We start from the raw sequence: 23995 nt of genomic DNA on the forward strand, positions 1-23995 counted from the left end.
TTAGGCGAACGCTCCGCTTCTTCAGGTTCTTTCTGTCCTCTCCGTTTTGTGTAAATGTTTAGTTCAATTTATCTAATCTGAAGATTTCACCTGAACTGCAACCTTCCCGTACGTACCTCCACCTCCGGAAGACAGCTCCAGTTGTCCGTTCCGTGCAGCCACTATCAGGCCTGCCAGCACAGGTCCAACCACCTCAGCAAGCTCTTCCTCACGGGTACGGTGAAGTACATTCATTTCCGTACCAAAATGGTCCAGTAGCTGGCGCAGTTTGGCTTTGCCAAGTCCCGGGATGAACTCCAGTGGTACCTGATAATGATAGGCCGGTCTGTTTGCAGGAACCTGAGGACTCTCCCGATCAGAGATCGCCAGAATGCGGTCCAGCACCCCCTGCACCAGCTTCTGACTGCCACAGTGAGGACAACGCTCTGCTGACATCGCCTGCTCGTCCATAATGCTGCCACATGCTGCACAGTAGGTACGATGATACTTGCCCAGCCTTGGATTCAGACCATAATTAGCAGTAATCCTTCTGCCTGCTTCTCCCTGCAGTGCCATACGGAATTCATCAAAAGAAGGTGCAGCCAATTGCAGTTCATTATACTCCCGTCCAATCTTGCCGAGGGAATGTGCATCCGAATTAGTCAGGAACGGTACATGATCCAATTCCCGAATATAACTGGCCATCGATGAATCGGAGCTTAACCCCAGTTCGACGGCATCCACCAGACGAGTATCCAGTACATCGCCCATACGGGGCGCCGTGCTGCCATAGATGCCTTTATGCGGAGTAAAGACATGTGCAGGCACAATAAGTCCACCACGGGCTTTAATCTCGGCCTGCATCTCAAGAGCAGGAACATATACCCGCTGAGAGCTGAGGTTCACATTTTTCATATAACGCTTCATCCAGTCCGTGAAGGACTTCATCGTTCTCAGATCACGAAAGTACGCCAGCATATGGAACTCACGCATTCCAGGTTCTCGGAGCTCAATCTCTGTACCCAGTAGAATAGTTGTGTCCTGGTAGGCAATACCGCCTCCCTCAATCTCGGACATCGTGCCATCCTCCAGTAATTGCTCAATATCCATCTGCACCACTGGGGAATGACAATCAATGACACCAAGCAAATGGATCCCTTTTCGTTCCGAAGCTTCCCGAGCAATGTTCTCAAATGTCAGATCCCGACTTCCGCTGATTTTAACCGCCTCTCCGCGGGACGTACGCCCGATGTGGATATGCAGGTCCGTATAACAGGGCTCCCACAAAGCGGACGTTGCCAATTGATCTTGCATCCTTAAAACCGTCCTGTCGTTCTGTAGAGGTCCCACGCATACACAGCCATCATCGTTTTCGCATCGCTAATCCGGTTCTCATCCATGAGCGCATAGGCTTCCTCCAGTGTGATCTCGGATACTTCAAGGAATTCATCCTCGTCCAGCTCCATATCTCCAGCTTCCAGCTCTTCAGCGATGTAGAGATGAATGATCTCATCCGCGAAGCCCGGTGAAGTGTAGAACGAACGCAAATGACGCAGTGACTTGGCTACATACCCCGTCTCTTCTCGTAATTCACGCGCTGCTGCAACCTCTGGTTCTTCACCCGGGTCCAGTTTCCCCGCAGGAATCTCCACTTCGGTGCGCCCCATTGCCTGACGGTACTGATCCACAACAAGCATGCGATCCCCGTTCAGGGCAAGTACAGCTACTGCGCCAGGATGCCGGATAATCTCACGTGTAGCCGTTTGACCGTTCGGTAGCTTAACGGTATCGACCTGAAGTGAAATCACTTTCCCCTCGAAGATGGGTTTGGTGGACATGGTCACTTCATCCAACTTCGGATTGGCAGGTTGTGCTGCATGGATGGATTGGGCAGATTGGTTTGATTTCATTTGTTCTTCAACTCCATATCGTTGGATTATATTTGTTTAATGTATAATTCTCTGATTTTGGGCATATGGTGAGCGTATAGAACTCTCACAGCAAATATAAACAAATCAGGGGGACTTTCGATGAACAGTTATATGACGCCTCAATCCTTACATGTGGTAGGACAAGCCCGGCAAGTACAGCTCATACTCAAGCAATGGTTGCGCGAGTGGGGCCCTGATGCCAAGTTAATCGATCTGCTCGCTGGACGTAAATAAACGAGTCTTCTCCCATGAAATATAACATGAATTCACAAAAAGTCCGAATCCGTACAAACCGGGTTCGGACTTTTGTCTAACAACATGCGAGGTAACATGTGCTCTATATTATTTCTTATCTGCTGCGTTTTCCTGGATGATAGCGACAACCACCTGAGACAACTTCACAATGTCCTCGGCACGAATGCGTTCTTTAGTTGTGTGAATATCCTCATACCCTACCGCCAGATTCACTGTCGGAATCTCAAATCCGTTAAATATGTTGGCATCACTTCCACCGCCGGAAGCAAACGTGCTTGTCTCCAGCCCCAGACTGCGAATAGCACGCTGTGCAAGCTGCACAACATCATGTTCATCATGGAAACCAAATGCGGGATACAGGATCTCACTTCTGAATTCGGCCGTAGCACCGTATTTGCGACAAGTGGTTTCCAAGGCTTCACGCATCTGTGCAACCTGCAATTCCACTTTTTCCTGCACAATACTGCGAGCTTCCGCTTCAATCTGTACAAAGTCACATACCACATTGAGTGCTGATCCACCTTGGAATTTACCGATGTTCGCTGTCGTCTCATCATCAATTCTGCCCAGTGTCATCGCAGCAATCGCTTTGGCTGCCACCTGAATCGCGCTGATCCCGTCTTCCGGATTCACGCCCGCATGGGCAGACTTACCATAGATGCTCATCTGAATTTCAGCTCTGGCTGGTGCAGCTACACAGATCGTGCCTACAGCTCCGTTGGAGTCCAGCGCATAACCGAACTCGGCTTCGATGTCTTTTGGATTCATGGCACGTGCACCCACCAGACCAGACTCTTCGCCCACCGTAATGACGAATTGAATTTTACCATGCGGAATGTTGTTTTCCTGAATCACACGAATCGCTTCGAACAATGCTGCAATTCCGGCCTTGTCATCTGCTCCCAGGATCGTTGTTCCGTCACTGCGAATCCAGCCGTCTTCACCCAGTTCAGGTTTGATTCCTTGTCCGGGCGTTACGGTGTCCATGTGACATGTAAAAAAGATCGGTGCAACTCCTTCTGTTCCTTCGGCTTCCCAGGTAATGACGAGGTTTCCGGCGCCATGTCCGGTTTGCTCCATGGTGTCATCCTCATAGACATGAAGACCAAGGTCTGCAAACTGTTCTTTTAACACCTTGGAGATATTCTGTTCGTTTTTCGTTTCACTATCAATCTGCACCAGTTCCATGAACTGATCAATAACACGTTGGTGTTTAATCATAGGACTTTCCTCCCTCTCGTGGATACGGTACAATACAATTACTATGGCTTGTTTACTTTTTGTTGAAAGGAGTTCTCTCATCATGCAAAAAAAGAAATGGTTCAAAATCATCATCTATCTCATGCTGATCGCCATGATCGGGTCCACCCTTTTCATAGCTCTCGAACCGTTATTGTTCGGATAGCAACCCCTGAAGCCTTTTGACGATCTGTTTACAGACGTTGAAGGGCTTCTTTTTCGGTGACCCAATTAATCTCATAAGGGAAAATGCGATTAAAGTACGGCACAATCTCCTGCGCTACCTGCTCTACTGCATAGGACTTGCCCGTTATATCCTCCAGTGAGGTCACGCCATACTGCTCAATCCCACAAGGAACAATGCCCTGAAAACCAGCATGCTGAATGCCTGAGGTGATGTTAAAAGCAAACCCGTGACTTGTCACAAAACCGCGGCGGTGTTTGCAACGATTAAACTTGATGCCAATTGCAGCAATCTTCATATCGCCAATCCACACACCGGTGTAACCTTCTTTGCGTCCGGCTTCGATGCCCTGGTCTGCCAGATAATCCATGAGGACCTGCTCAAGTTTCCGTAAATATCCGTGTAGATCCAAGTCTTCATCCCGACCAAGTACCAATAACGGGTAGCCTACCAACTGGCCCGGGCCATGATAAGTAATATCACCGCCACGGTCAATTTGAAACAAGGAAATCCCTTGCTCCCGCAACTCTTCCGGACTAAGAAGCAGATGCTCCGGATGATTCTGTGAGCCGATCGTATACGTTGGGGGATGCTGTAAAAGAAGCATCTGCTCCGCTCCCTCGCCCTCGTCCAATCGCTGCACAATCGCTTTCTGGCGGTTCCAAGCCTCTTCATAATCAAGCATCGGTATGTATGCAACATCCAGCGGCTTGCTCATGATTTCCCCACACCCTTCTGCTTCATGTTCAATGTACAATTGAGCACCTGTCCGTAGATAGCCGGAAAAGTGCACGGCCTGCGGCACATACACTTTCCCGTCCTTCAACTATTGAACATTTTGCATCATTCATTTTCAAACGCTCCCGGGTACAAGTTCTAGACGAATAGAACCATTTCGATCTATAACTTGATGATTGGGAACTGCTCTTTGGATTGATGCAAAATGCCTACTTAATACACCTTGCTCTCCATCGTGTATCCTTCAAGATTCTCTTTGACACGTTGCAAGAACCGTCCGCTGATTACGCCATCCAGGATTCGGTGATCCAGCGACAGACACAGGTTCGCCATTGAACGAACGGCGATCATATCATTAATGACCACTGGCTTCTTGACAATCGACTCAAAAGTAAGAATCGCTGCCTGCGGGTAGTTAATGATTGGCTGGGACAGGATTGAACCGAATGAACCCGTATTGTTCACCGTGAACGTACCACCCTGCATATGGTCCAGCTTCAATGTACCCTCCCGCGTTTTGCGAGCCAGCTCATCCACTTCACGAGCCAGACCTGCAATATTACGCTGATCGGCATGTTTGATTACCGGTGTCAGTACGGAATCTTCGGTTCCTACTGCCATGGACAGGTTTATGTCCCGTTTAACGATAATTTTGTCAACTGCCCAAACCGAGTTCATGATCGGGAAGTCTTTGATCGCATTAACGACTCCCTTCATCATGAAGGACAGGTATGTCAGGTTGATGCCTTCCTTGCGCTTGAACTCATCCTTGAGTTTATTGCGCAGCATCACAAGATTCGTTACGTCTACTTCGATCATCGTCCATGCATGCGGGATCTCTGATACGCTCTGACGCATGTTTCGCGCAATGGCATTACGCACAGGGGTCACATCGATGAAATACTCCGATCTTCCCTGACCGCCCCCTTCCACTTCGATCTGTGGAATTTTCGGACTTTCGGTCAGATGAATGCCAGAATGTCTCACAGGAACACCTGCATCGGATGCTGATATCGCTTCTCCGGCCGTTAAACCCATTTCGCCATTTCCGCGATTCACTCCGCTGAATGGAGAAGCCGACGGTACGCCAGAAGGCGCATGGTGTACTGCTGCAGATGATGCTTGTGCAGACGATCCAGCCGCGTTACCTCCTTGTGCAACAAATGTCAGCACATCTTTGCGGGTAATGCGGCCACCGGCACCGGTGCCTTGGATGCTTTGCAAGTTCAAGCCATGCTCTGCTGCCAAGGATTGCACTGCCGGGGAATACCGATTGCGCATCGGCTGGTTAGGGTCATGTGCTGCTGTATTTGAGGCAGGAACAGGAGTGTGGCTGGCATTATGTTGCACTTGCTCCTGTTGCTGCGATACTTGTGTTACTTGCTCAGCCGCTTCTTCGTCGGAAGCAACGACCTGCATGCGGCAGATTGCTTCACCAACAGCAATCGTTGTGCCCTCTTCCACCAAAAGGTCACCCATAATTCCATCCACAGTGGATGGAATCTCGGCATTGACTTTATCGGTAATTACTTCACAGATCGGCTCGTACTGTTCCACACGGTCGCCCGGTTTTTTCAACCATTTGCCTATGGTAGCCGAGACCAGCGATTCCGCCAATTGCGGCATAATGACCTCGATCCATTTCATACGTTCAGCCATTTGATTATCACTCCAAACTTTACTTTTAAACGATCCAAAGAACGAAATTAAAACTCGGCCAGTGTACGCATTGCTACTTTGGCTTTGTCCTTGCTCAGCATGTAGAATTTCTCCAATGTTGGGCTAATTGGCATGGCCGGTACGTCAGGTCCGCAGAGACGCTGAATCGGTGCATCCAGTTCAAACAGACATTCCTCACTAATAATAGCGGCAACCTCGGCACCTACACCACCGGTTTTGTTATCTTCGTGTACAATCAGCACCTTGCCTGTCAGACGAGCGGAAGCAATAATCGCTTCGCGATCCAACGGTTGCAATGTGCGCAAATCCAGAACGTGGGCTGTAATGCCCTCTTCCCGTTCGAGTTCCTCAGCAGCCTGCATCACAAAATGCAATGGCTGGCTGTAGCCGATCACGGTAATATCGGCACCTTCACGAAGTACGTTGGCTTTGCCAATCGGAACGATGTAATCATCTTCAGGCACATCTTCCTTGATAAGCTTGTAGCATTTTTTATTCTCAAAAAAGAGTACCGGGTCCGGGTCGCGAATGGCCGCTTTGAGCAATCCCTTGGCATCGTATGCCGAGTAGGGAGCTATAATTTTCAGACCAGGCGTACCAAAGAAGATCGATTCCGGACATTGGGAGTGGTACAACCCACCGAAGATCCCGCCACCAATCGGCGCGCGGATGACAATCGGACAACTCCAGTCATTGTTGGAACGATAGCGAATTTTCGCTGCTTCACTAATGATCTGGTTCGTTGCTGGCAGCATAAAGTCCGAATATTGCATTTCGGCAATCGGCTTCATGCCATACATCGCAGCACCAATGGCAACACCTGCAATAGCGGATTCAGACAACGGTGTGTCCATCACCCGCATTTCGCCAAATTGATCTTGCAACCCTTTGGTTGTGGTAAACACACCACCTTTGAGACCTACGTCTTCACCAAGGATAAAAACATTTTCATCCCGTTCCATCTCTTCTTTCATCGCGAGACGGATTGCATCAATATATTCCATCACTGCCATCCTTACCGTCCCCCTTCTTCGCTGTCCGCATAAACGTGCGTCAGAGTGTCCTCAGGTTTCGGATATGGCGCGTTGTCTGCATACTCAGTTGCTTCTTTCATTTCCAGCGCAAGCTGGGAAGCCAGATCCGCATCCCGGGCTTCATCCCAGATGCCGCAATCGATCAAATAGTTTTTCATGCGAGGAACGCCATCTTTCTTCCAGTTCTCCTCCACTTCCTCTTTGGTCCGGTAAGCCAGATCATTGTCGGAGGTGGAATGAGGAGACAACCGATACATCATCGCTTCAATAAGTGTCGGGCCTTCTCCCGCAATGGCACGGCGACGTGCTTCCTTCACTGCAGCGTATACTTCCAATGCATCGTTACCATCTACACGCAGTCCGGGGAACCCGTATCCTAGTGCTCGATCGGATATTTTGCCGCTCAGCTGTTTGTGAATCGGTACCGAAATTGCATACTGATTGTTCTCACACATAATAATGACAGGCAATTTGTGTACACCTGCAAAGTTGGCTCCTTCGTGGAAGTCCCCCTGATTGCTTGATCCCTCACCAAACGTAACAAAAGAAACAAATTCTTGCTTCTTCATTTTGGCAGCGAGCGCAAAACCAACAGCGTGTGGAACCTGTGTTGTAACCGGGCTGGAACCCGTCACAATCCGCAGCTTTTTGTGACCAAAGTGACCCGGCATTTGCCGACCGCCACTATTCGGATCTTCTGCCTTCGCAAAAGCAGACAACATCAACTCACGCGGAGTCATGCCTACCGCCAGTACAAAGCCGTAATCGCGGTAATAAGGTAAATAATAATCGTGATCCCGATCCAGACCAAAAGCAGCGCCTACTTGCGCAGCTTCCTGTCCTACACCGGATACGTGAAAGTTAATTTTGCCGGCACGCTGCAAAAGCAAGCAACGCTCGTCAAACTTGCGTGCGAGCAGCATGTATTTGTACATATCCAATACTTCACCATCGCTAAGTCCCAGCTGTTGATGCCTGTGGACCGCGTCTGCAGTACCTTTTGAACTCATATGAGGTACCTCCTTTTAATCAGAGCCTGTGCCAGTCTTACTACCCGATCTTATAACCTGGTACTAAGACTTGGCTTAACCTTATTATAATCCCTTTTGCCCAAAAAAGGAAAGGACCTTTCTCATAAGCCTGCTTGACTTATATTCCAATGGCCTTTCCATCGACCGCCAACATGGCTTCACCCATGATTTCCGACAGAGAAGGGTGTGGATGGATGGTTTGTCCGACTTCCCAAGGTGTGGCATCCAGCATCTGAGCCAGTGAGGCTTCAGCGATCAATTCCGTCACATGGGTTCCAATCATATGTACACCCAATATATCATTCGTCTTGGCATCTGCGATCACCTTCACGAATCCATCACGACTTCCGTGAATGAGCGATTTACCAATGGCCTGGAACGGGAATTTGCCTGTTTTAATATCATGACCCCGTTCCTTGGCTTCTCGCTCGGTGAATCCGATGCTGGCTGCTTCCGGACGTGTATACACGCAGCGCGGAATACGATGGGATTCTACCGTATGTACCGTTTCGCCCGCCAGATGATTGACAGCGAGAATACCTTCATGACTTGCGGCATGCGCAAGCTGTAGACCTCCAATGCAATCACCAATGGCATAGATGTGACCTTCACCCGTTTGTAGCTGTTTGTTCACAGCGATGAAGCCGCGTTCCAATTTAATATCTGTATTTTCAAGTCCGATATTTTCGACATTAGCCTGACGTCCAACCGACACAAGCATTTTCTCCGCTCTCAACGTTTCCTGCTTTTCTTCTCCAAGCTGCACGTCAATCTGGATACCCTCTTGATTCGTGCTATATGTCTCCGTTAGAACGGTGGCGCCTGTCAGGAAACGAACACCTCGTTTGCCGAGCAATCGCTGCATTTCTCTGGCAACATCCTCATCTTCGGCAGGCAACACGTGAGCAGCTGCTTCAACAACTGTGATTTCTACGCCAAAGTCATTGAGCATGGATGCCCACTCCAATCCAATCACACCACCTCCAACAATGATGAGTGATGATGGAAGCTCATCCATTCGCAATGCTTCGTCACTGCTCATAATGAACTTGCCGTCTGGTTCCAGGCCCGGCAGCACACGTGGACGTGAACCGGTCGCAATAATGAGATTGGTTGGCACAACCGTATCCATCTCTCCATCTTCAAACTCCACTGCGACTGCTCCGCTCTGCGGTGAGAAGATGGATGGTCCGATGACGCGACCTTTCGCGTGTACAACCTGGATCTTATTTTTTTTCATCAAGTATTGAACGCCCTGATGGAGCTGCTCCACAATCGCATCCTTGCGTGCCTGAACTTTGGGAAATACAAGTGTGGCCCCAGCTGTCTCGATACCATACGTCTCGCTCTCCTGAATCTCGGCGTACACTTCCGCGCTTTTCAGCAAAGCCTTACTCGGAATACAGCCACGGTGCAGGCAGGTTCCACCAAGTTTGTCCTTCTCAATAATAACAACCTGTTTTCCGAGTTGTGCTGCCCGGATCGCGGCAACGTACCCTCCAGTACCTCCTCCAAGAATTGCAACATCACATGTAATTGGCATCTCTCATGCTCTCCTCTATGAATCAAATTTCAATATAAATGTATTAATTGATAATAGGTTAACTCATGGTTTTGCATATAATCTCTATATACCATTGTACTCTCCTTAAGCGGTCAACTCAAAGTTTGAACCAATCACACATGGACAGCCCATGCATTCCAAGCTATGATGGAATCAGGCATGATCTGTAAGCGTAACCTTTATTTTATGTCGACTCTGGCAGAAAGGGTATAATGCTCATGAATACAAGATTGGTCTTTGCGCGATTCTTGGCGATTATTGTTTTGGTCATTCCCGGTTTAATGGCAATGAAGGGTTTTCTAATGATGAAAGATGCCCTGTTCCTATATTATGCCGAGCACGGGAACGAACTGATTTCACCAGGTTTCCAGTGGCTTTCCTTTGGCGGTGGACTTGTCCTTTTCGCGGCAGGCATGAGTTTTCTAGGAGGCTGGATCCTATTCCGTGACCGCAAGCGTAATTATGTAGGTCCCCGTTTCCGATCCAAAAGTGTACCCGAAAAAGCAGAGACGCCCGGAAGGACTCCATGAGTCCGGGCTTTTTGTGTGTTTTCTGCAACACACCGACAATTATACATAGACAGGATGGATCTTCATGGTATCGTTTTTAATCACGTTACAACGATTGCTCAAAGGCATTTTTCATGCGTTCAAGGACCCCAAGTTTCTGGCTTTGTTCGTATTAACTGCAGCTACTCTACTGTCAGGCACTTTGTTTTACACGCGCGTTGAAGGCCTGCACTGGATCGATGCGCTTTATTTCTGTGCGGTTACTTTAACTACGGTGGGACATCCTGATTTTGTGCCAGCCACCGGATTCGGCAAAGCCTTTACCGTGATTTATATGTTTGCCGGCATTGGGCTTACCTTTGCCATGATTGCCAGAATTACAGCAGGTATTCTATTCCCTCGCAAATTAAAGACAGAAGAGGACCCGGAGTAATCTCCGAGTCATTCGTATAATGCATCCCGCAGTTTGGTAGACATACGTGATTCTTTGGAAGAGGACTTCAATATCGTTCTGCGCAAGGTAAGGTTACTTGCGTGCAGTCTCTCCGCTTCTGCGAACAATTCTGCAAATAATGCTTGCGTCGCTTCATCCAGAGACCCCTGTTCTTTCAGGCTTTCATATTGCGCTTGCAGTGATGTTAATGCTTCACTCATCGTAAACACCTCTTTTCCATAACTCCTGTTAAATAGCTGCCGGAACCAACGGCTTAACATTCCATATAGTAACACAAAGCTGCACAGATTAGTTCTGGCTCTTACTAAAGATTTTGTGGTACTCTGTAATGGTCGCTTTTTTTGTTGAATCCCGTATGTGAGAGGAGTAGCAGCACCGTGCAAACAGGACGTATTACCGTAATTACTGGACCCATGTTCAGTGAAAAATCCGGTGAACTCATTCGCCGTTGTCAGAAATTAATTCAATTTGGCCGTAAAAAGGTTGTGGCCTACAAACCAGCCGAGGATGATCGATTTGCCCAGGATGAGATCGTGAGCCGCATTGGTTATCGATTACCTGCTCATTCCATTCCCCGGCAGTTAACCCCGGAATCCGTAGAAATGATCTTGAACCAAACCATAGATGCTGATGTTGTTGCATTTGATGAAGTACAATTTTTCAGCAGTGCCATTATGGAACTGGTCTCGGAGCTAGCCTATTGTGGCAAACATGTTATTGTGGACGGACTTAATATGGATTACCGTGGTAAGGAATTCGGATATGTCGGTGGTCTGCTCGCCATGGCAGATGACATTGAGAAACTCTCAGCTTTCTGTGCGGTATGTGGCAGCCCGGATGCTGCCTTTACACAACGTATCGTCAATGGTGAGCCCGTTACCTTGGGTCCGGTTGTCATGATCGGCGATTCAGAAGCTTACGAGCCTCGCTGTCGTTGCTGCTTCATTCCTCCTCACAAAGTTGAATGCTCTTCATAATTTCTAGGAGATCTCTGAGATCTCCAAAAAGCCCTTATGGGCTTTTTTTGTTGAAGCTTAGCACTCGTACAAAAAAGCACCGCTTCTCAGCGATGCTTGCAGGGTCACTTCCCGCTAATCCCGGGAAACAAAATATTTGTTGGTCATGTAGTAAGCGTCACCGCGTGACGTTTCCACCATTCCTTTTTTGGCATCCAAAAATACAATCTCTTTACACTTTGTGCAGTACCATTTCGTACGCTTATATGGAGATTCCGTCACGTAAGCCGTGCCGCATTTACAATCAATCTTCATTAATAACTCGGTTGATTTGTAAGCACTAGACAAGCGTTCCAGGTTATCCTGCTGCTGTGTAGGCATAATCGTCTGCTGGTAATCCGATAAATGATTCTGAACCTTGAAATCTGCAACCAATCCTGCATTCAATCCAAAAAACTCCTTGCCAATTTCGGTCACGAAGCGCTTCTCATTTCTGTAGCAATCCAGCCACTCAATAATCTGCTTATTAGACAGTGGAACCGTACCCTTGATACCGCTGTTTAAGGTGTAGGTCATGATGTATAAAGTATCGTCTTGTCTACCTGAGTACATTAGAATCCTCCTTCGAATACATTTGCTAATGTACTACAAAAACGCGCATAAATCAAAGCAATGTTATTTCCTGAGCGCATCTCTTCTTATTAAATGGGGAACATTCCTCGTTCATCCGCCAAAGACTTACAAGAACTGCATACACCTGAAACATTTCCCTGTGGGGCCGCATAATGCACGACCGATTTAACATGTTTCTTGCAAATGGAACAGTAGTGCCTCCTTTCCTTTTTTGGGGTGTAGTCCGATAGCTTCACTACGTTTTTGTTCAGTCGGAATCGGCGTAAGAAGCCCGGCCATTCATCTCGCTTCACTCTTTCTTGTTCGCCTACTTTTGTAGTCGTTTTTTCGCTCTGGGCTAAAAATTATCGCGCCTTTTTTATGTATACGATTCCAAGTTGTGCATGTCTATCTCATAATCTATTCGACGTTTTGAGCGTTTTTCCTGTTTTTAATCTCTACACATATAAAAAAAACCGACAGAACCTGCTCTCCTTATTATAGGGAGAACAGCATTGTAGTCGGTTTCCAACCTCATTTATAAAAAGTTCCCAGAACGTCCAGCTCTGGTGAGCGCTCAATTCGAAAAGGATAGATGTAGCCCTGCTTCATTCGGGTAAATTTGCGACTCCACAGGTCCAGTCCGGATGTGAACTGATAGGCCTGATATATAAACTTGGAACAGTAATTGCGCTCAATACTATGCAGATTGGTCTGCAAACGGTAGAATTTCACCTGCTTGTAATGGTCCTGTACCCACCCAGCTGCCTTCATGCCTGCCTCATTCAGTCTGGAACGGAATACAATGAACCGATCTCCTTCATAGAAACGGGTGATATACCAATCCAGTGAATCAGCAAATACAGGCCCATAAGGGTGTACATGATATACTTTGCCGTCGAGCCCGATAATGCCCATATGCCCGGCGTAATACGTTGATTCCGAGCTTGGTGTATACACGATATCCCCTGGCTCCAACTTCATCTCGCCCAATGCGTTAATTGGCAAGTCCTGATGTAACCGTTTTGCTGCTGAACGTTCACGCCGACCTTCAACCAATAGACGATGAAGCGCACCGGCGAGTGCGAGATAAATTTCAGACCATTTAATTTTTTTCTTGTCAGGTCGTTTAAACCAACGCTGAATGAAGGTGAAACCTCGTTGTGGTTGTGAACCCTTTTTCATACGCCGCACTCCACTCTGATCTAGTTATTGTATCTATATAAGTGAATTAAAGATTATTTACACTGACACTACGATGACAGAACAATCTTCCAATCGCTGTTATCCCCAAATTTTTTCGATTCCCTTTTCCTAAGGGAAAATCCGCGGATAGCGTATGCTTTCGATGTAGCTTTCTTTCAGAAAGCTTTTAGGCGCCCGCTTCGCTTTTTCAGATTTTTTCTGTCCTCTCCGTTATTGTGTAAATGATTATTTCAATTTATATAGTTGACATTCTACAGTTTCTCAGGCTTATTATAGACATTTGGTAGTGTATATTCAATTCGGTAACCATTGTATCTGTTGAAATTATGCCTTCTTATTACCCATTTTATGCAAAAAAGATGACTTCGGAATGAATCCGAAGTCATCTTAATATAACCCATCGCAGACCTTTATTCTTCTACAACACCCAAGGCTTTATTTTTCTCCTTAAAGCGGCTGTTATGGGAAGAAACATAAGCCACTTTCTCCGCTTCAGGGTCCATGTAAAGCTTCGCACTGTTTACAGCGAGGGCTGCATCAGTGAAAGTACCCGCAATCAGGTACAGTTTGCTACCATAATCTACAAAATCACCTGCGGCAAATACACCAGGAATATTGGTTTGTAATCTCTCTGTGGTAGTGACATGCCATTCCCCAAGATCAAGTCCCCAATCCCGGATTGGACCAAAATCACTCTTCATGCCATGGTTTACAATGACAGCATCTACTTCAAGCAGTTCAGTTTCACCTGTGTCCACGTGTGAAATGGTCACCTGTTCAATCACATCGCCACTCAAACTATGCAGTGTCTCTACTGCATACGGTGTACGGACATCCACCGAGGATTCTCTCATGCGCAATACATTACGCTCAAGCCCGCCGAAACGGTCACGTCGATGTACAACCGTAACTTGCTCTGCCAGTGCTTCCAATTCATTCGCCCAATCCACAGCAGAGTCGCCTCCACCCGAGATCAGCACGCGTTTACCACGGAACGGCTCTAGTTCCTGCACGGTATAGTGCAGATTGCTAACCTCATAACGGTCTGCACCTTCAAGCTCCAGCTTGGCCATTTTATATATACCATATCCGATTGCCAAAATGACGGTACGTGTCCAGTGTTGTTCACCTGTTGCAGAAGTTAACAGAATCGTGCCATCAGGTTGACGCTCGAATCCTTCGATCTGTTGTTCAAACACAAGGGTTGGCTCGAAAGTTCGAGCCTGTTCTTCCAATTGTTTGATCAGATCCTCACACAGAATTGGTGTCACACCTCCAACATCCCAGATCATTTTCTCCGGATAAAAGAGCATGCGACCGCCCAATCTGTCACGCGCCTCAATCAACTTGGTCTTCATATCCCGCATGCCGCTATAAAAGGCAGAGTACATGCCCGCAGGGCCACCGCCGATAATGGTTACATCATAAAGTTCCAACTGCTGATTCATATTAAAAATACCTCCGTTAATTCGATCCAGAACATCGAGTATTTGATATCGATTCTCATTATCACTTAAATCCTAGTTTAATGGTAATCTTATCAAATTACAATGACTAAAAAACAAACATTTCTTGTACAAAACTTCTGCGAACCGCTCTTTACTATTGCGCTCTTGGAGCCGCCAACATCTTTTCTACGACAAAATCAAGTTGTTTATTGACTGAATAGATATCGGAATAATAGAAAAATTCAAAGTCAATCTCGATCAGACGGCCTTCCTTAACAGCCGGTATGCTACTCCAAATTGGATCATTCGTAAGGTTATCTGCCCCTTCATACACCGAACGAAACACATAATCTCCGATATACTCAGGCAGTACTTCCATGGATAAGTTGGAGCCTCCTGCTTCCGAAACCACATCAATTTTCTTTTGCACTACTTCCGGAGCTTTCATGTCCAAGTACTCATATAGTGCCTGAGATCCTCGGCCATATTGCTTGCTCTCTACAACGACCATACCTTTCAAACCGCCCTCCACAATGGAAACCGTTTTATCCAATATGCCTGCATCTGCAAGTGTTTTCTTGCTTTCTTCAACTTTGCTGTTGAGATTAGTGATTAATGTCTCGGCTTCCTGTTCTTTGCCAAAAACACTCGCTATACTCCGGAGTCTTTCTTCTGTAGTCATTTTCTCGTACGGAATATATACCGTAGGTGCGATATCCTTTAACAACGAATACGTCTCTTCTGAAGGCGCAATAATCAGATCCGGATCGAGGTCTATGACAGCTTCAGGATTCGGTTCAAACCAGGCACCCAGTGAATTTACACCTTCAAGTTCGCCCTTATATGCAGCTCCGGCGAATACTTCTGAGGTAGCGATTGGCTTAATTCCAAGTGCGACAACATCCCCCTGGAGATACAATACAACAACCCGTTTCGGATTCGCTGGAACAACCACGTCACCTTTAACCGTTGAGACCGTACGTGTTTCATTGTCTTTGTTCGTCTGGCTTCCAGTGTCCGATGACACGGCCGTACTGCTGTTATTGGAACTGGCACCCGTTCCTTCGCCAGCTGCTGGTGTTGTTGCAGTACCTGAAGAGCAGGCTGCGAGGAGCATCGTTATGCTCAACAATGCAACCATGATCATACTGGAACTTGTTTTTCTTCTTTTCATTGGTGTAGACCCTCCGTCTATATATTGATAATGATTCTCATAATCAATATATCCCGACTTCCATCTTCGGCCAATGGACGATTCAGAGATTTGCAATGGACGATCCTCTGTTCGAGCTTCTTCTCTCATCTTTCGTTGATACAGAATCGGAGAGATCCCCACATGTTTTTTGAAGATTCGACTAAAATAATACACATCTGAATAACCCACTTCGGCTGCAATTTCACTCAGCGTTGCATCGGATCGTACAAGCAGATTGCGCGCCTTGGCGATTCGAGTCTGAATTAAATAATCGATTGGACTGTAACCCGTCTGTCGTTTGAATTGCATGGATAAATGCCGGGAGCTATAGTTGAATTGTTCGGCCAGAAAATCAAGCGTGACCTGTTCCCTGTAATGCTTTTGTATATAACGAAGGGTTTGTTTCACCGGGTCAGCAAGCTCAGTTTTGATCTCCTGCTCTGCCAACTGAACCATCATTTCATGAATGAATTGGTAAAATAAACTTTTCGTATGAAGCAGATCCAGACTGCCAGACTGCACCCATGCATTCTCAAGCTCGTCAAGGTAACGTAACAGCCCAAGTGGACTACTTGGCGCAAAGCCATATTGCAATGAGAACGGTGTAACCTCAGGTTGTGCCATTAACCACTTTTTACGATAATTAGGAAAGGCAAGAAATGCTCTGTAATAGAGCAGAATATATTCAAAATCTTCGTTGGTTTGGATATCAAGTGAAGATCCTTTCGCCCCATGAAGCATGTAAAATCGCTCTGCCTTGTATGCTTGCCCATCCAATCGTAGTATAGCAGATCCTCTAATCGTATATATAAAACCATTTGCCGGAAGTGTATAGGACTCCAGTTGTGCTCCTGCCTCCATAACAATCCGGCGTATATCCAGGACCTTCACAGCGGCATGATTCCAGCATTTCATCTGTTCGTCTAATTGCATCGAATACTCTCCAATCCCAGCCTCACCCGCAACAAAGACCTTGCAAGGTCATCATTCTGCCACCCATCCTTGTAATACATGCGGTAGTAGCAGAGGTTCACTAATATTCCTTACATTATAGATGATAATAATTTTCATTATCAACTGTAATTTTAGGCTGGAATTGCATTTCATCTTATCATACAGTACTCGTTACTTTATTGTTGTTCAGAGATCTTTGTACACCACGCGGCCAATTCCTTTGTCTGATCTTAATGTTGCAATTGTGTCAAAGTACCACGAACGATCCGGTTGCAATCAGTTCAGTCACAATCTATCTAGACAATGGGAAGCGGAATGTGGAATGATTATTTTATCCTCTGGAACTATGCTGCAGTGAGAATAAAAGATATCCGATACATGAAATTTGGGCACTCATTTATTGATAACCATATCAATTATAATGATCAAGTACGCATAGGCCTACGTAAATGAATCCATTCTAACGAAGCGATTGATCTTCAATTACTTCTCTTAACATCCGATATATGTAAATAGACTCACAATTAAGCGTAGAAGGAGAACAGGATATGACTTCAATTTCATCTGCAACCAAAAGCAGTTTCACTCCCGGGAACCAAGTCTCCAATCGGGATAAAGAAATTCAGGGACTCATGCAGCAGAAGATCAGACTTAATGAAGAAATGCAGGGCGTGAAAGCCAATGACGAGTTGGATACCAAAACTAAAGCTGAACGAATTAAATCCTTAACAAACTCCATATCCCAAGTCGACAGCCAAATTGCCCAAATTAAAGCAGAAGAATTGCAGGAAAAGAACAAATTAAAACAGCCCGAAAAGAATCAGCAGCAACAGACAAAACCAACCGACGAGGCACAATCCCCTTCACTGGATCACCTGATCAAGAATAGTCAGACTTATGATCAACTGGGTAAGCTGGTCGGTATGCGTGATCGGATGCAGGGCTCCATACAGACTACCGAGGGAGAAACCCGCTTCGACCGACTTGTTCTGGAGATCAACCCTCCGGGAAATGATCTCGATCTCGGCAAATCAATGATGCTGGAAAATGCAGAGCGCACTGTCTTCCAGGCAAAACGAGAAGTAGTTCAGGACATCAACGCTCAGTTGAGCAAAGTCAATCAGAAGATTGGGGAACTGGTGGAAGAGATCCATCCATCCGCGCCTAAAGAAGCGGTCCAACCTCCTAGATCTGCAGCATCTGGGGAAGAAGATCAAGAAGTAAACGAAGATAATAAAACTGGAAATAGTGAGAAGCCATCGGCTGGCGAAAACACAGATCAGGTATCTGGAAACCGCCTGCAAACTCCGGCTTCTGCATCTCCTGCTGCTTCATATCCATCCGTTGATATTCGAATCTGAGTACGTACTGATCATACATTCTTATATGTATACATAATGAGATTAAAGTGTTTTCGTTACACAACTTTCGACTCTTAGCCAAGGATAGAATAACCGCTATGACAGGTGACTAACGCCTGATACGTAGCGGTTTTCTTGCATCTTGCACGTTAGCTGCATCTATTATAAGTAATTCTTACTCTAACATGAATTACTAGCGGTATCATTTGCACAGATGATACTGCCGGCAATCGCTTTACAACTTTTTTTGATGCGTGTGGCCTCATCGATAATCTGATCTATGTTTTCATATTTTTGCTTCCTATTGGTCACAACAGCGATGGATACCGTCACTAGAGGAATGGGCCGATTCAACCCGGAGCGTCCTTCCCCCAGAACGTATTGATGACTCCAATCATGTTCGTTGTAGAACGTCCTCTTCATGTCCTCAAAGCCTGAAATGACCTCCTCACTAATATGCTGATAATTATGATGATTCAGGATTGCAATAAAATCATCACCCCCGATATGTCCGAGAAAAGCTTCCGGAAAAACAAAAAGCTTGCGAAGCAAGTTAGCTGTTGCCTGAATAAGCTGATCCCCCATCTTGAAACCATAGCTATCATTGTAGGATTTGAACTGATCGAGATCCACGTAAAGCACGCTAAAATGATCCATCTGAAGCGCCTGATATAACCGTTCGTTTATGATATGATTCCCTGGAAGACCTGTCAGCGGGTTCATAAAAATCGCCATTTCAGCCCGTACATCAGCAACAGCAAGCAGTAAACGGCGAATACTCACAGCACCCAAGAAACTGTCGCCCGAGGTGATCAGCACAAGGTCATATAAATCCCCTTCGTCTCGATCCATCGCAAGAACACTTACATCTGTAATCTGTTCCGAATAATCCACGACTAGTGCCCGCGTATTCATCACGAGTTCTACAGGACGTCCCATATACAGATTATAGCCATATTGTGTGCCAATCTGTTGGAAGAATCGGGCTCGCATCATCAATGACACACCCTTGTCCCCCATAACAGCTACACCTTCCAGACTGGGATTAGACTTAAACAGATGATAGACGATATCGCATTTTGTATCAGATCGTACTACAGGAATTGGTTCAGCAATCTCACCTATTTGCGTAAACATACCACTCTACCCCTCTATTCGTAGCATCAAATCCAAGCATTCTAATTATATAGTGGGTCTTTGTCAATGGTCACATCGTACCACTTTCTAACTAAAAAAGCGTTAACTCAAGGTAAAAGTTTATAAAATATTTCCTTTTTTCTAAAATGGTACTAAGAGGTAGGTTTTTCCTCAATGATCGGAAGTAACGTTGAAAAATAGGATTCATCATCATAATCTCCGTTATTTCGTAATGCAAAATACCGTCATTTATTGGATGATCTTCAATCCACTAAATGACGGTATTCGTTAGCATATATCACAAAAGTTTATCGCCATAAAAACTTTGCAGGCTCACTACTCCTGACCCTTTCAGCTTACCTTATGCTCAATTCTCAGCTTGTCAGCGACCATCGCAATGAACTCGCTATTGGTCGGTTTAGACTTGCTGATGTTGATCGTATAGCCAAACAAGTGGCTGATGCTGTCGATGTTACCACGCGTCCAAGCTACTTCAATGGCATGACGGATCGCACGTTCGACGCGGGACGGCGTTGTTTTGAATTTTTCGGCAATGGCCGGATACAGAGTTTTGGTGATGGCTCCCAAAATTTCGATATTGTTGTACACCATCGTAATGGCTTCGCGCAAATACTGATATCCCTTAATATGCGCAGGAACGCCGATTTCATGTATGATGGACGTGATGCTGGCATCCAGATTTTTGTGTTTGCCCATTGGCACGACATTGGATTTCATGAACATGGATGATCCGTTGCTTGTGGACATCGCGGTCTGTGTTCCCACCAGTTGGCGTACACGATTCGCGAGCACTTCCATGTCAAACGGCTTAAGAATGTAGTAGGAAGCTCCGAGTTGCACGGCACGCTGTGTGATATTCTCTTGTCCGAATGCCGTAAGCATAATGACTTTAGGCTGTGGAGATAGGTTCAGGTTACGCAAGCGCTCCAGCACACCCAGTCCATCCAGATGTGGCATGATGATATCCAGAATCAGTACATCCGGCACATCCCGGGTTTGCTCCAGCAATTGCAGTACTTCTTCTCCATTGTATGCAATACCGGTTACTTCCATATCTTCCTGTTCAGATATATATTCGGCAAGCAAATTCGTAAATTCACGATTATCATCGGCCAGCAATACCTCAATTTTTTGCAAAACGGTATCCTCCTTTAAATTAAACATCGTTTCGTACATTTCCTTACAGGTTAAATTTTCGACACAGCAGGTTAAATTCCTCCTGTCGAAAATTATTTTTCTTTATTTTTTTTTCTTGATCCTATATAATAAATAATTTATTTCATTATCCGATATATTATGTTTGCTTTCGACAAAAAAGAACCTCAGGGCTGTTTATCCAGCCTTGAGGTTCTTTGCGTTTTCCTTTTTCATCATAACGCCAGCATCCTGTAACATCCATTCAATGAAGCAACCGTACCCTGATTTCGGATCGTTGACAAATACATGAGTCACTGCACCAATCAATTTACCATTTTGCACAATTGGGCTGCCACTCATGCCTTGAACAATGCCTCCGGTCTTATCCAGCAGTTTCGGGTCTGTAATTCGAAGTACCAGACCTTTAGTCGCTGGCTCAGATTGATCTGCTACATGAACAATGTCAATGGAGAAGCGCTCAACTTGTTGACCGTCAACCACGGTAAGAATTTCGGCCGGGCCTTCCTTAACTTCATGAGAAAAAGCAACGGGAATACCTTTGGAATACAGACTGTGCTCAGGATTTCCGGACATTTTACCAAAGATGCCAAAAGCCGTATTGCGTTCAATATTGCCCAAAATCTTACTTTCCTTGAGGAAATGAGCACGTTTTTCACCCGGATCACCGGTCTCGCTCTTCGAAATTGACGTAACGTTTGACTGAACGATCTGACCACTACCCACAACAATGGATGTCTGTGTATTCATATCTGTAATGACATGGCCCAGTGCGCCATATACGCCCTGATCGGGAGCATAGAAGGTAAGAGTACCAACACCAGCTGCAGAATCACGAATATACAAGCCAAGCCTCCACGCTTGATCCTCGGAGTCATACGCTGGAGTCAATCGTGTTTTGACCGTTTCCTTGCCACGTTTTAATACCACATCGATGCCTTTTTTACTTTTGCCTGCAAGTTCAACCGCTTCGGAGACACCTGCCACACCATCAAGACGTTTACCATCCATATGCGTGATCAGATCCCCAAGCTTAATGCCCGCGGTTTCTCCGGGCGATACGCGCTCATCTTGGCCAGAATGGACCAGATGATGTCCAACCACCAGAATACCTGCCGATTTAACTTTGACGCCAATCGTTTGACCCCCGGGTACAACACGCAAATCCGGTATCACATTTACCTGAACTGTTTTCACCGGAATTTTACCCCACAACTTCAACGTTAATTTAGCATGTCCCGTCTCGTGAGGGTGAAGATGCAAAGGTTGTTGCCTGGTAACATGCATCGCTGCCTGATCATCCAAACCAACGATATCAGGACGATCGACAACGGCGCTTGAAGCAGCAGGTACGGCGAGCCGGACATCCGCTTGCCTGCCAGCAAACACCTGTAATTCATCCGGCAGTGAAGCATAACTTTGCACAGGCTGAATGGCCTGGCTAATCACACAAAGAAAGAAGGCAAATAAAAGACCTAGCAATTTCTTCCTGAGGGGGGAATTCAATGGCTGTCACACTCCCTTTGCTTCTTTCGCTTGACGAAAGGTGGTCGCCAATTGCGTACCTTTAAGATAACCTCGCCCCCAGGCTTTTATTACTGTCAATCATTACGCCAGCCGTCCGTTTCACCCTTTTTTGGCTTCCGCCAAATTCAGCATTTCCTGTGCGTGATGCAGCGTTTTTTCTGTAATTTCCACGCCGCCCAGCATACGTGCCAATTCCTTCACTCTGCCTTCGTCTGACAGCGATTCCACCTGCGTCATCGTCCGTCCATCATAGACATGTTTCTCGATGAGATACTGATGATCTGCCATACAAGCCACTTGTGGTAAGTGAGTTATTGAGAATACCTGACAAGTCGAAGACAGCCGGAATAATTTTTCTGCAATGGATTGAGCTGCTCTACCACTAACGCCAGTATCAACTTCATCAAAAATCAACACAGGTATCCGATCATGTCGTGCAAAGATACTCTTCATCGCAAGCATCATTCTCGACAGCTCTCCACCTGAAGCAATCTTGCCCAATGGTCGAAGTGGTTCACCGGGGTTCGGTGAGATCAGGAATTCGGCATTGTCCGCACCCTGACGATTCAGACGAATACGGCGGCCATTCCATTCAATGCCCTTCGGATCTTCAAATGGAGTAATCTGAACACGCAGTGAAGTTCGCTCCATCTGCAGATCCTTAAGCTCACTTTCCACTTGCGCAGCGAGTTCCTCGGCACATTGTTTGCGAACCTTGCTGAGTTCCTCGGCAGACTCCATCACAAGATTAAGCATTTTATCACGTTCAGCACGCAATTTCTCCAGACGCTCGTCCTTGTTCTCCAATTGGTCGGTTTCATGACTAATCTGATCATAATAACTCAGAATAAGTTCCACGCTGTCCCCGTATTTCCGTCTGAGGCCAGAAATCAGATTCAACCTTTGCTCCACTTCTTCCAGCCTTGCCGGATTAAATTCAATTTTCTCCCGGTAATCCCTTAACTGGAATGTTGCATCTTCCAATTGATAAAATGCCGATTGCAGCTGCTCTACAATCGGTTGCAGACCTTTACTATCGTATCCGGATATATCTTCAATTCTTGAAAGAGCAATACTTACAGCTTCAAGTCCGCGTTGACCACTGAGCAAATCATATGCTCCGGCAACACTGTCCATCATTTTCTCACTATGGGATAGTTTGACCCGTTCTTCCCCGAGTAATTCATCCTCACCTCGTGTAAGGCTTGCGGCTGCAATCTCTTCAAGCTGAAAGCGATACATATCCAGAAGTTGATAAGCACGCTGACTGGACTCCTGAAGTGCACGCAATTCTTTTTCCGCTGTGATAAACTTGCTGTAGCGCTCCTGATATTTCGCTTTGATCGGTCCGATGACTTCAGAGCCATAGGTGTCGAGAAGCCCCAGATGGCTCTCAGCGCGCAGCAAACTCTGATGTTCATGTTGACCATGGATATTGATCAGCTTCTCGCCTACTTCCCGCAGCATGGTGAGATTGACCAATTGCCCATTAATGCGGGACGTACTCTTCCCCTGTGTGTTCAGTTCACGTCGAATGACCAAATGCTCTTCCGGCTCACAATGGATACCCAGCTTCTCTAATGTCTGCCATACCGGATGACTCTGCTCCATCTCGAACAGGGCTTCCATCTCTGCCTTATCACAACCGTACCGGATCAGATCTGCTGAACTGCGTCCACCAGCAATTAAACCAAGTGCATCTATAATAATCGACTTCCCTGCACCCGTTTCCCCAGAAAGTACATGGAATCCCGGGTGGAATACAACATCCACTTCTTCCACCACAGCCAGATTACGAATCGATAACGTAACTAACATCTGCAAA

General features: G+C 46.3%; 23 protein-coding genes. 6 read left to right on the top strand and 17 right to left on the bottom strand.

Annotation, left to right across the window (positions count from 1 at the left end; genetic code table 11):
• Positions 1-72: 72 nt before the first annotated feature.
• Both FS628_RS13415 and FS628_RS13420 read right to left on the bottom strand, forming a co-directional pair.
• On the bottom strand, positions 73-1293 hold the full coding sequence (locus FS628_RS13415; protein ID WP_145322583.1) for an endonuclease Q family protein: 1221 nt from the start codon (positions 1291-1293) through the stop codon (positions 73-75).
• 2 nt (positions 1294-1295) lie between these two features.
• Positions 1296-1889 carry an NUDIX domain-containing protein gene (locus FS628_RS13420; protein ID WP_145322585.1) on the bottom strand — a complete coding sequence of 198 codons (594 nt, stop codon included), beginning with the start codon at positions 1887-1889 and terminating at the stop codon, positions 1296-1298.
• 120 nt (positions 1890-2009) lie between these two features.
• On the opposite strand from FS628_RS13420, the gene FS628_RS13425 reads away from it, so the two are divergent.
• Positions 2010-2144 carry a Z-ring formation inhibitor MciZ gene (locus FS628_RS13425; protein ID WP_100527202.1) on the top strand — a complete coding sequence of 45 codons (135 nt, stop codon included), beginning with the start codon at positions 2010-2012 and terminating at the stop codon, positions 2142-2144.
• Positions 2145-2252: 108 nt separating this feature from the next.
• On the opposite strand, the gene FS628_RS13430 is transcribed toward FS628_RS13425, so the two are convergent.
• Positions 2253-3386 (bottom strand): M20/M25/M40 family metallo-hydrolase, encoded by a 1134-nt coding sequence (locus FS628_RS13430; RefSeq protein WP_145322587.1) that lies wholly within the window; start codon positions 3384-3386, stop codon positions 2253-2255.
• Positions 3387-3468: 82 nt separating this feature from the next.
• Between FS628_RS13430 and prli42 the strand changes: the two genes are divergently transcribed.
• A complete protein-coding gene (gene prli42, locus FS628_RS13435) occupies positions 3469-3570 on the top strand; it encodes a stressosome-associated protein Prli42 (RefSeq protein ID WP_017687624.1) in 102 nt (33 codons plus the stop codon).
• 28 nt (positions 3571-3598) lie between these two features.
• On the opposite strand, the gene lipB is transcribed toward prli42, so the two are convergent.
• The 5 genes from lipB to lpdA all read right to left on the bottom strand — a co-directional run bounded on the left by lipB (position 3599) and on the right by lpdA (position 9614).
• Positions 3599-4306: a lipoyl(octanoyl) transferase LipB gene (gene lipB, locus FS628_RS13440; RefSeq protein ID WP_145324144.1), complete on the bottom strand. Its 708-nt coding sequence runs from the start codon at positions 4304-4306 to the stop codon at positions 3599-3601.
• Between the two features lie 233 nt (positions 4307-4539).
• Positions 4540-5985 (bottom strand): dihydrolipoamide acetyltransferase family protein, encoded by a 1446-nt coding sequence (locus FS628_RS13445; RefSeq protein ID WP_145322589.1) that lies wholly within the window; start codon positions 5983-5985, stop codon positions 4540-4542.
• Positions 5986-6032: 47 nt separating this feature from the next.
• Entirely contained in the window at positions 6033-7019 is a 987-nt protein-coding gene (locus FS628_RS13450; RefSeq protein WP_145322591.1) for an alpha-ketoacid dehydrogenase subunit beta, read from the bottom strand.
• 2 nt (positions 7020-7021) lie between these two features.
• A complete protein-coding gene (locus tag FS628_RS13455; protein WP_145322593.1) occupies positions 7022-8050 on the bottom strand; it encodes a thiamine pyrophosphate-dependent dehydrogenase E1 component subunit alpha in 1029 nt (342 codons plus the stop codon).
• Between the two features lie 139 nt (positions 8051-8189).
• Positions 8190-9614, bottom strand: a complete 1425-nt coding sequence (gene lpdA / locus FS628_RS13460) for a dihydrolipoyl dehydrogenase (RefSeq protein ID WP_145322595.1) — start codon at positions 9612-9614, stop codon at positions 8190-8192.
• Positions 9615-9847: 233 nt separating this feature from the next.
• On the opposite strand from lpdA, the gene FS628_RS13465 reads away from it, so the two are divergent.
• Positions 9848-10165, top strand: coding sequence for a DUF2627 domain-containing protein (locus FS628_RS13465; RefSeq protein ID WP_145322597.1), 318 nt, complete (start codon positions 9848-9850; stop codon positions 10163-10165).
• Positions 10166-10229: 64 nt separating this feature from the next.
• Positions 10230-10577, top strand: a complete 348-nt coding sequence (locus FS628_RS13470) for a potassium channel family protein (protein WP_145322599.1) — start codon at positions 10230-10232, stop codon at positions 10575-10577.
• Positions 10578-10585: 8 nt separating this feature from the next.
• Here the strand turns inward: FS628_RS13470 and FS628_RS13475 are convergent, their stop codons facing one another.
• Entirely contained in the window at positions 10586-10798 is a 213-nt protein-coding gene (locus FS628_RS13475) for a hypothetical protein (protein WP_145322601.1), read from the bottom strand.
• Positions 10799-10975: 177 nt separating this feature from the next.
• On the opposite strand from FS628_RS13475, the gene FS628_RS13480 reads away from it, so the two are divergent.
• Positions 10976-11575: a thymidine kinase gene (locus FS628_RS13480; RefSeq protein ID WP_062835251.1), complete on the top strand. Its 600-nt coding sequence runs from the start codon at positions 10976-10978 to the stop codon at positions 11573-11575.
• A gap of 114 nt (positions 11576-11689) precedes the next feature.
• Here FS628_RS13480 and FS628_RS13485 read toward each other — a convergent pair whose 3' ends face one another.
• From FS628_RS13485 to FS628_RS13500, 4 genes are all read right to left on the bottom strand, one after another.
• Positions 11690-12166: a hypothetical protein gene (locus tag FS628_RS13485; RefSeq protein ID WP_017687614.1), complete on the bottom strand. Its 477-nt coding sequence runs from the start codon at positions 12164-12166 to the stop codon at positions 11690-11692.
• Positions 12167-12700: 534 nt separating this feature from the next.
• Positions 12701-13351 (bottom strand): hypothetical protein, encoded by a 651-nt coding sequence (locus tag FS628_RS13490; protein ID WP_145322603.1) that lies wholly within the window; start codon positions 13349-13351, stop codon positions 12701-12703.
• Positions 13352-13782: 431 nt separating this feature from the next.
• Positions 13783-14820 carry an NAD(P)/FAD-dependent oxidoreductase gene (locus FS628_RS13495; protein WP_062835253.1) on the bottom strand — a complete coding sequence of 346 codons (1038 nt, stop codon included), beginning with the start codon at positions 14818-14820 and terminating at the stop codon, positions 13783-13785.
• A gap of 154 nt (positions 14821-14974) precedes the next feature.
• The gene (locus FS628_RS13500) at positions 14975-16948 is read right to left on the bottom strand and encodes an AraC family transcriptional regulator (protein ID WP_145322605.1); all 1974 of its coding nucleotides are present in this window, start codon (positions 16946-16948) and stop codon (positions 14975-14977) included.
• Positions 16949-17517: 569 nt separating this feature from the next.
• On the opposite strand from FS628_RS13500, the gene FS628_RS13505 reads away from it, so the two are divergent.
• Positions 17518-18330, top strand: a complete 813-nt coding sequence (locus FS628_RS13505; RefSeq protein ID WP_145322608.1) for a FlxA-like family protein — start codon at positions 17518-17520, stop codon at positions 18328-18330.
• Positions 18331-18510: 180 nt separating this feature from the next.
• Here the strand turns inward: FS628_RS13505 and FS628_RS13510 are convergent, their stop codons facing one another.
• From FS628_RS13510 to recN, 4 genes are all read right to left on the bottom strand, one after another.
• Positions 18511-19467 carry a GGDEF domain-containing protein gene (locus FS628_RS13510; protein ID WP_145322609.1) on the bottom strand — a complete coding sequence of 319 codons (957 nt, stop codon included), beginning with the start codon at positions 19465-19467 and terminating at the stop codon, positions 18511-18513.
• A gap of 351 nt (positions 19468-19818) precedes the next feature.
• A complete protein-coding gene (spo0A, locus tag FS628_RS13515; protein ID WP_091018123.1) occupies positions 19819-20625 on the bottom strand; it encodes a sporulation transcription factor Spo0A in 807 nt (268 codons plus the stop codon).
• A 195-nt stretch (positions 20626-20820) separates the two neighbouring features.
• The gene (gene spoIVB / locus FS628_RS13520) at positions 20821-22149 is read right to left on the bottom strand and encodes a SpoIVB peptidase (RefSeq protein WP_145322611.1); all 1329 of its coding nucleotides are present in this window, start codon (positions 22147-22149) and stop codon (positions 20821-20823) included.
• Between the two features lie 120 nt (positions 22150-22269).
• On the bottom strand, positions 22270-23988 hold the full coding sequence (gene recN, locus FS628_RS13525; RefSeq protein ID WP_145322613.1) for a DNA repair protein RecN: 1719 nt from the start codon (positions 23986-23988) through the stop codon (positions 22270-22272).
• Positions 23989-23995 lie beyond the last annotated feature (7 nt).

It is taken from the genome of Paenibacillus xylanexedens, assembly GCF_007676705.1.
Taxonomy (GTDB): domain Bacteria; phylum Bacillota; class Bacilli; order Paenibacillales; family Paenibacillaceae; genus Paenibacillus; species Paenibacillus xylanexedens_C.